Genomic DNA, 9,694 nt, shown 5'->3' with positions numbered 1-9,694 from the left:
CACCGGTGGTTCCCAGGAAAAGGAATGAGCCGATAGGACGTTTCGGGTCTTGCAGTCCGGCACGGCTACGGCGTACGGCATCGGATACGGCTTCGATGGCTTCGTCCTGCCCGATAACCCGTTGGTGTAATTCTGCCTCCAGATGCAACAGTTTGTCCTTTTCGCTTTGCAGCATCTTGCTTACCGGTATGCCGGTCCAGCGGGATACTACGTCGGCGATGTCTTCAGCGTCCACTTCCTCTTTAATCATGGCCTTGTCACCCTGCATTTCGTGCAGTTTTTGCTGCGTTTCTTCAATCTCCTGGTTCAGCGCTTGCAGTTTGCCGTAACGGATTTCGGCCACCCGGCCATAGTCGCCTTCCCGTTCTGCTTTGTCGGCCTCGAACTTCAGGTTCTCTATTTCCACCTTATTCTGCTGGATTTTGTTGACAAGGGTCTTTTCACTTTGCCATTTCGCCTTGTACGAGTTTTCCTGCTCCTTCAGCTCGGCAAGTTCTTTGCCGATTTGTTCCAGTTTGGGCTTGTCGTTTTCGCGCTTGATGGCTTCGCGTTCAATCTCCAGCTGCTTTATCTTGCGCGAGATTTCGTCCAGTTCTTCCGGTACTGAATCGACTTCCATACGCAGTTTGGCAGCGGCTTCGTCCATCAGGTCGATAGCCTTGTCCGGCAAGAAACGGTCGGTGATGTAACGGTTGCTCAACTCTACGGCGGCGATGATGGCATCGTCTTTAATCCGTACGTGGTGATGGTTCTCATAACGTTCCTTCAGACCACGCAGAATGGAAATGGTGCTCAGTGTATCCGGTTCGTTCACCATGACAATCTGGAAGCGGCGTTCCAACGCTTTGTCCTTTTCGAAATACTTCTGATATTCATCGAGGGTAGTGGCCCCGATGCTCCTCAGTTCACCGCGTGCCAGGGCGGGTTTCAGGATGTTGGCGGCATCCATGGCGCCTTCCCCCTTGCCGGCACCCACCAGGGTATGGATTTCATCAATGAAGAGGATGATGTCTCCTTCGGACTTCTTAACTTCGTTGATAACGGCCTTCAGACGTTCTTCAAATTCGCCTTTGTACTTGGCGCCGGCCACCAGTGCACCCATATCCAGGGAGTAGACTTGTTTGTTCTTCAAGTTCTCGGGGACGTCTCCACGCAAGATACGGTGGGCAAGTCCCTCTACGATGGCCGTTTTACCGGTACCCGGTTCACCGATAAGAATCGGGTTGTTCTTGGTACGCCGGCTCAGAATCTGCAGGACACGCCGTATCTCTTCGTCACGGCCGATGACGGGATCCAGTTTGCCGCTGCGGGCTGCTTCGTTCAGATTGATGGCATACTTTTCCAATGACTGGTAAGTGTCTTCGCTGGATTGTGAAGTTACTTTTTCTCCTTTTCGCAGTTCGTTGATGGCTTCCCGCAGTTCGCGTTCCGTCATCCCGGCATCTTTCAGAATGGTGGATGCAGTGCTTTTCACATTCAGCAAAGCCAGCAGTACCGGTTCCAGGGAGACGAATTCATCACCCATTTCCTTGGAATATTGGGTGGCCTTCTGGAACACTTCGTTCGTTTCACGGCTCAGGTATGGCTCTCCGCCGGATACCTTGGGCAGAGAATCAATTTGCTTGTCCAGTACAAGTGCTATCTGCTGACCGTTCATGCCCAGCTTCTGGAAGATGAAGTTGGTGACATTTTCACCTACTTTCATCACGCTTTGAAGTACATGCACGGGCTCGATGGCCTGCTGTCCACGGCTTTGTACCAGGTTCACAGCCTCCTGCACTGCTTCTTGCGCTTTAATGGTAAAGTTGTTAAAGTTCATATTTTGTTCTCCTTTCTATTTTATCAGTTTCATAACACTTGGGAAGGCGCAAAAGATTTGCCATTGGCACATTTCGGACAAATTGTCTGCATATAAAATATGTAAAATGACAAATTGTCTGTAAATCAGTCGTTTTGTTTCTTTCTACTTCTTTAGATAAGAAGTTGGAGCAAAGTTCCTTTTCGTATTAAACTCTATTGGTTAAAGAGAAGGGCAAATAAGGATGTCATGCATGAGATGTGCATCTCATGTAGTACGAGGTGTACATCTCATGTAGTACGAGATGCACATCTCATGTAGTGAGGGCCTATATGTTTTAGTAGCTAAGTCTTCGTGTTCCAGCTCCAAGGTTCCCGTGTTGCGGAGGAAGGATATTCTCTTTCCGCTTCGGAGATATAGATTAATTGTTTGGGATGATACAAGTTATTGATAAATTTGTCGTACTTTTACTGCTTCAAAGTTTTGTGCTTTCTGTGTGGTAGGTTTTTGGAGCTCCGCTTGCAGAGGAGCATTATGTATAATCACGTATTAAAATAGAAGATAATGGAGGATAAGATAAAGTTTCCGGCAAATGTGATATTGATAGATGTTGCATTTCTGAATGAAGTGGTATATGGTGCAAAGAACTTTTTGGAAGGTAAGTTGGGACGGAAGCTACCCGATGTTGACCTGCCGGCATGGTTGAGCTATCTGGCATTGGACGCCGGCTTGAGAGAACAAGAAAATGAGGTGGAAGTGTTGCTGGTGCATACTCCGGCAGCGGACGTGCTGAAGTGTTGTGAACCATCCGATGTGAATAAACTGAATCACCAGGCATGCCGTACGCCGCTGGGCGAATTTGCATTTTCTTCCGTCACCTCTTCCGGTTTAGTCTCTACCGAAGAGTTGTTTCTTGACCTGATGAACCTGGCGCTTGATTCTGCGGATGTGAAGTGTTTGATGCTGTTGCCTTTCCATCAGGTATATGGTAATGGAGTGGAGGAGAAGCTGGCGGGTTTCTTCAAAGACAAGAGTGAAGAAGAACGGGGCAAAGTTGTGTACTTCATCACGGAGGAACCTCTGAGCCCGGTGTATTGCCGCCTGGAGCCGGTGTTTTATTCTTTGGCGCATGCATTCGGCATCAAGTCTGACGAGTTATAAGATATAAGAAGTATATGAGTGATTTCCGTTTAAAAGTGTTTCAGTCTGTTGCCAAGAACTTGAGTTTTACAAAGGCTTCGCAAGAGTTGTTTGTAAGTCAGCCGGCTATAACCAAGCATATCCAGGAGCTGGAGGCCACTTACCAGACGAGGCTTTTCGACCGGCAGGGAAGTAAAATCAGTTTGACCGAGTCGGGCCGGCTGCTTTTGGAGCATTGCGAACGGATATTGGAGGACTATAAACGGCTGGAATATGAAATGCACTTGTTACATAACGAATATATTGGCGAACTCAAGTTGGGAGCCAGCACTACCATTGCGCAGTATGTGCTTCCTCCGTGGCTGGGCAGTTTTATCGGCAAGTTTCCGCAGGTCAACTTGTCCTTGCTCAATGGAAATTCCCGGGAAATAGAAGCCGCTTTGCAGGAACACCGCATTGACTTGGGATTGGTGGAAGGGGTTTTCCGCCTTCCCAATCTGAAGTATACTACTTTTCTTGAGGATGAACTGGTAGCGGTAGTCCATTCCAAAAGCCGTTTACAATTGCCCGAAGAGATTACTCCCCAGGATTTGCCCGCTATTCCTTTAGTGCTTCGTGAGCGCGGTTCGGGTACGCTGGACGTGATAGAACGCTCACTCCAGAAGCACGGCGTCAAGCTTTCCTCACTCCATGTACTGATGTATCTGGGTAGTACCGAAAGCATCAAGCTCTTTCTTGAAAACTCCGATTGCATGGGAATCGTGTCTATCCGTTCCATCTGCAAGGAACTGGCGGCAGGCACTTTCCGCGTGGTCGAGATAAAGGATATGCCCATGCTTCGCGTCTTCTGCTTTGTCCAGTTGCAAGGGCAGGAAGGAGGGTTGTCACAAGCCTTTATGAACTATATGTTTATGTCCCGATAACAATAAGTTATAGTCTATAAGTAGAAACGATTGGCGGGTGTACTAAAATAGAACTACCTTTGCATCCGGAAAATTAAGGAATAAACATTAGTAATAATAGTAAAATAAACAGTATGGCTTCAAATCGAGTTTTGGCTAAAAGCATTAATATGCCTTTTCTTCAAAGTAATAATAAATTTATTTATGTATCTCTTCTGGTTGTCCTCTCCTTCTTTCTGCTGCTGGATTATGTGCCCGGTATGCATGCCTATTCGGCATGGGTCACTCCGCCGTTGGCGTTGTTCTTGGGGTTGGCCTTTGCGTTGCTGTGTGGGCAGGCACATCCGAAGTTCAATAAGAAGACTTCAAAGTACCTGTTGCAATACTCTGTTGTAGGGTTAGGATTTGGAATGAATCTGCAGGCTTCTCTGGCTTCGGGCAAGGAAGGAATGGAGTTCACGATTATTTCTGTAGTGGGGACATTGCTCATCGGCTGGCTCATAGGACGTAAGTTCCTGAAAGTGGACCGTGACACTTCCTATCTTATCAGCTCCGGTACGGCTATCTGCGGAGGCAGTGCCATTGCGGCTGTGGGGCCGGTGTTGAAGGCAAAGGATAGCGAGATGTCTGTGGCATTGGGCACCATTTTTATATTGAATGCCATTGCATTGTTTGTTTTTCCGATGATAGGCCACGCTTTGAACATGAGCCAGCATGAGTTCGGCACATGGGCGGCCATTGCCATACATGATACGAGTTCGGTAGTGGGGGCAGGTGCCGCATATGGCGAGGAGGCCCTGAAGGTGGCAACGACTATAAAGCTGACACGTGCCTTATGGATTATTCCTTTGGCTCTGGTAACTTCGTTCATCTTTAAGAGTAAGGGACAGAAAATCAGTATTCCCTGGTTCATCTTCTTCTTTGTGCTGGCTATGATTTTCAATACTTATGTGCTGGGGACTACCGAAACGGGTGCCATGATTGGGGAGGGAATCAATTCTTTGGCCCGCAAGACGCTGACTATCACTCTGTTCTTTATCGGTGCCTCTCTGTCACGTGATGTACTGAAGGCAGTAGGCATCAAGCCCTTGATACAAGGCACCTTGTTGTGGATAGTGATTAGTGTGAGCACGTTGGCATATATCTACTTGTTCTGATTGCATCGGTCCGGCAGTTCTTGAAGTATAACTTCCGGTTGAAGAAGTCGGTAGGATTTTTGCAACGTATTTCTTTCCTCATTGGATATATAGACGAATACACATCTCGGGATAACCGGGGTGTGTATTTCTTTTAATATCCTTCCCCATTGACGCCGGACCGGAGCAAGTGGAAGCCAAGTTATGATACCTTTTGCTTCCAGCATTGCTTTTGTCCTCGGTTCGGCGTGCTGACCAGTTAATACAATGTTCCAGAAATGTGGTTCTTTCAGCTGTTTTTTTATATCTTGAGAAGTCATAGTTAGTTCACTTTTTTGATGATAAAGTCGAAAGAGGTGAAGAATTGAGGGTGCTTACCGATAGATATGGGAAGGATAATGGTAATGGAGGAATTCCTTCCTTTCCGAATATCTTTCTTGTTGTATATTTGAGAGTTATTTGCCGTATAAGTTGTCACACCAATCTTTTGGCTTGTTTCTGCCTGGCTTTTTATAATTGCAAAGGGAGTTTCCGCTTCTGCCAGTATGGGGTATTTGACTTCTGAGCTTCTTCCATCCACAATGAATTGCATATTTTTCCAGTTTATTCGGATATCTTCTGAAGAGTTGTTGCAAATTATAATTTCCCATTGGGAGTCGTTTGGAATAAACTTATAAGTAACCCCATCTTTTGTATACTCTAATTTCCCTTTTTGGTTCTCCAGCCATTTAAAGGATACTTGGCATCCCGCATCAACGTATTGTGCAGATAAAGTGGTTGGAAATAGGAGAAACAGCAAAATGGCCAGCTTATTTTTCTTCTTATATTTCCGGTAGTCATTGTATATCCATAGCATAATAAAAATAATGCCGATAGGGATGGCTATGAGAATACATGTCAGTAAATTCATGATAGCAGATATTATTTGTTTGTTTATATGAATATGTTGCAAAAGTATCATAAAATATTTGATAAAACAAACGAATTATGAATAAAAAGAACGATACATACAGACAAATTGGTATTGGTGTTCCTTATAATATGAATGATTAATTTGTACCTTCATATAAATGGAAAAAAGTAATATATACATCGGAGAGATAATCAAGAACGTGATGCTTGAACAGCAGGTTACCAAGGCGGAACTTGCACGAAGACTGAAAGTTAAGCCTCAAAGTGTAGACTATATGCTTACGAGAAAAAGTATTGATACGGATACGTTGTATAATGTCTCACGTGCCTTGAACTACGATTTTGCTTTGTTGTATTCCATTCATAAGGAACAGATAAATTATGATACGTTAGAGCAGGAATACAGACTCTCCACAGCGAAGGTGTTGGTGGAGCTTGAGCTGAAGCCTGAAGACATTGCAAAATTGAATCTTAAAAAGCGGATTGCTGATGTCTTGAAATAAACGCACTCTTGGGCTGGTGCTATTGGTGTTTTCATTTTTTTTCCATTTTTTCTTCCTGGCCGTGTAACAAAATCCTTTCCTCCTACGTCTGAAGGGTATAAACAGGAATCTACTATTGATAAATAGCCCATGGACGCTGAAAGTTTTAAAAAAGAGTTTCTGCCATATCATCGCAAGTTGTACTGCATAGCTTATAGACTATTGGAGAATGCTGCCGATGCTGAAGATTTGGTGCAGGAAGCTTATCTGAAGTTGTGGGACAAGCGGGAAGGACTGGCCATTATCAGTAATCCGGAAGCATTCAGCGTTACTCTGGTGAAAAATATGTGCTTTGATTTGCTTCGTTCGGGAAAGTATACTTTGAGCAGACAGAGTGTGGAGTTGGCCGAAGTGCATAATATGTCTCAAGCAGATAACTTTGAAGTGAGGGATGAAGCGCAGCAGGTAAGGCACATCATTGCCCATCTGCCGGTGCAACAGCAGAAAATAGTAACGTTGCGTGATGTCAAGGGATGTTCTTATGAAGAGATAGAGCAGGTCACGGGATTGAATGCTACCAATGTCCGTGTACTGTTGTCCCGGGCAAGAAAAAAGATACGTGAGGAATTTAATAAATGGAGTAACTATGACAGTCGAGGAAATTGAAAGGCTGCTCGCCGAATTTTATGAAGGGAATACCAACGAGCAGGAAGAAGAGTTGTTGAAGGAAGCTTTCAGAACCGAAGAAGTGCCCGAGCACTTGCAGAAGGACAAGAAACTCTTTCTCAGCTTTTTTCCCGGGAAAGTGGTGGATAATGTTCCCGCCGGATTGGAGGATAAACTGAGCCGGATGATTGATGAAAAGGCTGAAGAGGAACAACGTTTTTTCCACCGGAACAAGGCCAAACGTAATTGGCGCTGGATAGGAGGTATTGCTGCCACCATTCTGGTTCTTGTAGGTGTAGGTTATGGCATTACGAACATGGGAGAGGATATGCGTCCTCCTACACCTCAGGACACTTTCTCTGATCCGGAAGCTGCTTATAAGGCATTGCAGGCCACTTTAATCGAGGTGTCTGCGAATCTGAACAAGGGAATTGAGCAGATAGAGGAAACGCGGATAGACGTAACGAAGGTGAACCAGGAAGTAAGAAAAGAAATTCAACAATAATCTGATATGAAAACAATGAAAATGATTTTGGCAGGTGTACTGCTGATGTTGCCTTTGCTTTGCCAGGCACAGAAGAACCTATTCAACAAGTATGGAGATATGAAAGGCGTGTCGTCCGTCTACATATCCAAGGCAATGATAGAAACGAATCCCAACTTGTTTACTAAAGATGTTTATATTGGGAAAGTGTCCGGACAGTTGAACTCTGTGCAGGTACTTTCTACAATGGATAATAATGTAAAGAAAGAAATGCGTAAGGATCTTCGTTCTTTGGTGCAGTCTTCCAGATATGAATTGCTGATGAAGCAGAAGGGAACAGTCTCCAGTTCTGAATTCTACATGAGCCGTAAAGGGGAAAAGGTGAAGGAGCTGATTATGATTGTAGATGGTGCAGCCACTCTGAAATTTGTTTATCTGGAAGGTGATATGACTTTGAAGGATATACAGAATATCATGATGTATCAGAATACCAGCTGGAATGGGAACAATGTGAATATACAGCTTCCGGATATAAACTGGGCGGAGATAGAGAAGCTGAAGAACCGCGATTGGCTTGGAGAATTGAAGCATTCGCAAGAACTGGCATTGAAAGGGCTGGAAAATGTAGCTAAACTGAAAGACAACAAGTATCTGAAAGAACAAATGGATACCGATACATGGAAACGTTTTGAAAAAAGCATGGAGGCTTTGGAAGAACGTTTGGAAAAAATGGAATAGGAAGCGGTAACCTTTTTAGGGAAACTTGCCAATAGAATGTTTTGTTTTTCTATTGGCAAGTTTTTTTGTTATTTGTCTTTTCTCAATTCTGCAAAGATAAGCCCTTCCAGCTCTTCTGCCAGTTCCGGATTGTCAAGGATGACCTGCTTGGCGGCGTCGCGTCCCTGGGCAATTTTCGTCTCGTTATAGCTGAACCATGAACCGCTTTTCTTGATGATGCCAAGCTCTGCACCCAAGTCAATGATTTCGCCTGCACGGGAGATGCCTTCACCGAACATGATGTCGAATTCCGCTCTACGGAAAGGAGGAGCTACCTTGTTCTTCACAACTTTCACTTTGGTCTGCTTGCCGATTACTTCATCGCCGTTCTTGATGGCTTGGCTTCCACGGATGTCAAGACGTACGGAGGCATAGAACTTCAGTGCATTACCGCCGGTAGTTGTTTCGGGATTGCCGAACATGACACCGATTTTTTCGCGCAACTGGTTGATGAAGATACAAGTGGTGCGTGTTTTGCTGACAGCTGCCGTCAGTTTACGCAAGGCTTGTGACATGAGTCGGGCTTGCAGACCTACTTTGTTGTCACCCATATCGCCTTCAATTTCAGCTTTCGGGGTTAAGGCAGCCACAGAGTCCACTACAATGATGTCAATAGCGGAGGAACGGATCAGTTGCTCTGCGATTTCCAGTGCTTGTTCGCCATTGTCCGGCTGTGATATCAGCAGATTGTCCACATCCACACCCAGTTTTGCTGCATAGAAGCGGTCGAAAGCATGTTCTGCATCAATGAATGCGGCAATGCCTCCTGCCTTTTGCGCTTCAGCGATGGCATGAATGGCAAGGGTTGTCTTACCGGAAGATTCCGGGCCGTAAATCTCGATGATACGTCCGCGGGGATATCCTCCCACGCCAAGAGCCACATTGAGGCCGATGGAACCTGTGGGAATAACTTCTACTTGTTCGACGCTTTCGTCGCCCATTTTCATGATAGAGCCTTTACCAAAGCTCTTTTCTATCTTGTCCATGGCAGCCTGCAAGGCTTTCAGTTTTTCGCCCGATGCCAGATTGCTGCCATTTTCAAAATTCAGTTCGTCTTTTTTTGCCACGTTGTTAATGTTTAATGATTATAAAATTTGTGCCGCATGGTCTTTGGTCTTCACTTCTTTCGGAGTGATGATACGCTCTACAATACCTTCTTCATTAATGATGAAAGTTGTGCGGAACGTTCCCATATATTTGCGGCCATACATGCTTTTTTCGCCCCATACTCCGAATTGTTCTACCAGCTTCTTGTCGGTGTCTGCAATCAGGGTAAAAGGCAGATTGTTTTTCTCAATAAATTTCTGGTGTGACTTTTCGCTGTCCACACTGACGCCGATGACTTCATAACCGGCTTTGCGCAGGTCGGCATAATTATCCCGCAGGTTGCAGGCTTG

At 45.2% G+C, this 9,694-nt stretch carries 11 protein-coding genes; 7 read left to right on the top strand and 4 right to left on the bottom strand.

The genetic code is table 11. From position 1 onward, the window contains the following. Positions 1–1,819, bottom strand: a 1,819-nt coding sequence (locus tag ABUA47_RS12410; protein WP_349831637.1) for an ATP-dependent Clp protease ATP-binding subunit, incomplete at its 3' end; no start/stop codon positions are given. Between the two features lie 543 nt (positions 1,820–2,362). Here ABUA47_RS12410 and ABUA47_RS12405 point away from each other — a divergent pair. The 3 genes from ABUA47_RS12405 to ABUA47_RS12395 all read left to right on the top strand — a co-directional run bounded on the left by ABUA47_RS12405 (position 2,363) and on the right by ABUA47_RS12395 (position 4,997). Next, positions 2,363–2,959, top strand: a complete 597-nt coding sequence (locus ABUA47_RS12405; protein ID WP_035448957.1) for a DUF6621 family protein — start codon at positions 2,363–2,365, stop codon at positions 2,957–2,959. Between the two features lie 14 nt (positions 2,960–2,973). After that, positions 2,974–3,861 carry a LysR family transcriptional regulator gene (locus ABUA47_RS12400; protein ID WP_349831636.1) on the top strand — a complete coding sequence of 296 codons (888 nt, stop codon included), beginning with the start codon at positions 2,974–2,976 and terminating at the stop codon, positions 3,859–3,861. Positions 3,862–3,974: 113 nt separating this feature from the next. Continuing rightward, entirely contained in the window at positions 3,975–4,997 is a 1,023-nt protein-coding gene (locus ABUA47_RS12395; protein WP_009038126.1) for a YeiH family protein, read from the top strand. Between the two features lie 301 nt (positions 4,998–5,298). Here the strand turns inward: ABUA47_RS12395 and ABUA47_RS12385 are convergent, their stop codons facing one another. Then, positions 5,299–5,886 (bottom strand): hypothetical protein, encoded by a 588-nt coding sequence (locus tag ABUA47_RS12385; protein WP_347774132.1) that lies wholly within the window; start codon positions 5,884–5,886, stop codon positions 5,299–5,301. 160 nt (positions 5,887–6,046) lie between these two features. Here ABUA47_RS12385 and ABUA47_RS12380 point away from each other — a divergent pair, with 160 nt between their 5' ends. The 4 genes from ABUA47_RS12380 to ABUA47_RS12365 all read left to right on the top strand — a co-directional run bounded on the left by ABUA47_RS12380 (position 6,047) and on the right by ABUA47_RS12365 (position 8,258). Continuing rightward, positions 6,047–6,391 carry a helix-turn-helix domain-containing protein gene (locus ABUA47_RS12380; RefSeq protein WP_005831772.1) on the top strand — a complete coding sequence of 115 codons (345 nt, stop codon included), beginning with the start codon at positions 6,047–6,049 and terminating at the stop codon, positions 6,389–6,391. A gap of 129 nt (positions 6,392–6,520) precedes the next feature. Further along, entirely contained in the window at positions 6,521–7,036 is a 516-nt protein-coding gene (locus ABUA47_RS12375) for an RNA polymerase sigma factor (RefSeq protein WP_005831770.1), read from the top strand. Beyond that, the gene (locus ABUA47_RS12370; RefSeq protein ID WP_005831768.1) at positions 7,017–7,541 is read left to right on the top strand and encodes a hypothetical protein; all 525 of its coding nucleotides are present in this window, start codon (positions 7,017–7,019) and stop codon (positions 7,539–7,541) included. The genes ABUA47_RS12375 and ABUA47_RS12370 overlap by 20 nt, the downstream gene beginning before the upstream one ends. Positions 7,542–7,547: 6 nt before the next feature. Then, complete coding sequence (locus ABUA47_RS12365) at positions 7,548–8,258, top strand: DUF4252 domain-containing protein (RefSeq protein ID WP_005832692.1); 711 nt, start codon at positions 7,548–7,550, stop codon at positions 8,256–8,258. Positions 8,259–8,326: 68 nt separating this feature from the next. Here ABUA47_RS12365 and recA read toward each other — a convergent pair whose 3' ends face one another. Together recA and ABUA47_RS12355 are read right to left on the bottom strand one after the other, a co-directional pair. Further along, entirely contained in the window at positions 8,327–9,364 is a 1,038-nt protein-coding gene (gene recA, locus ABUA47_RS12360; RefSeq protein WP_005831765.1) for a recombinase RecA, read from the bottom strand. Between the two features lie 18 nt (positions 9,365–9,382). Continuing rightward, on the bottom strand, positions 9,383–9,694 hold a 312-nt coding region (locus tag ABUA47_RS12355; RefSeq protein WP_349831634.1), incomplete at its 5' end, for a peroxiredoxin.

Origin of the sequence: Bacteroides sp. RTP31139st1_H2_RTP31139_211217, assembly GCF_040227615.1 — a bacterium.
In the GTDB taxonomy this organism is placed as follows: domain Bacteria; phylum Bacteroidota; class Bacteroidia; order Bacteroidales; family Bacteroidaceae; genus Bacteroides; species Bacteroides uniformis.
The sequence above is the reverse complement of the archived record's forward strand: the minus strand, read 5'-3'. Positions and strand labels throughout refer to the sequence as shown.

What these genes read in the sequence shown, in the direction of transcription:
- ABUA47_RS12370 (WP_005831768.1), top strand. Translation starts at nt 7,017, where the DNA reads ATGACAGTCGAGGAAATTGAAAGGCTGCTCGCCGAATTTTATGAAGGG.
- ABUA47_RS12365 (WP_005832692.1), top strand. Translation starts at nt 7,548, where the DNA reads ATGAAAACAATGAAAATGATTTTGGCAGGTGTACTGCTGATGTTGCCT.
- ABUA47_RS12395 (WP_009038126.1), top strand. Translation starts at nt 3,975, where the DNA reads ATGGCTTCAAATCGAGTTTTGGCTAAAAGCATTAATATGCCTTTTCTT.
- ABUA47_RS12385 (WP_347774132.1), bottom strand. Translation starts at nt 5,886, where the DNA reads ATGAATTTACTGACATGTATTCTCATAGCCATCCCTATCGGCATTATT.
- ABUA47_RS12405 (WP_035448957.1), top strand. Translation starts at nt 2,363, where the DNA reads ATGGAGGATAAGATAAAGTTTCCGGCAAATGTGATATTGATAGATGTT.
- ABUA47_RS12380 (WP_005831772.1), top strand. Translation starts at nt 6,047, where the DNA reads ATGGAAAAAAGTAATATATACATCGGAGAGATAATCAAGAACGTGATG.
- ABUA47_RS12400 (WP_349831636.1), top strand. Translation starts at nt 2,974, where the DNA reads ATGAGTGATTTCCGTTTAAAAGTGTTTCAGTCTGTTGCCAAGAACTTG.
- ABUA47_RS12375 (WP_005831770.1), top strand. Translation starts at nt 6,521, where the DNA reads ATGGACGCTGAAAGTTTTAAAAAAGAGTTTCTGCCATATCATCGCAAG.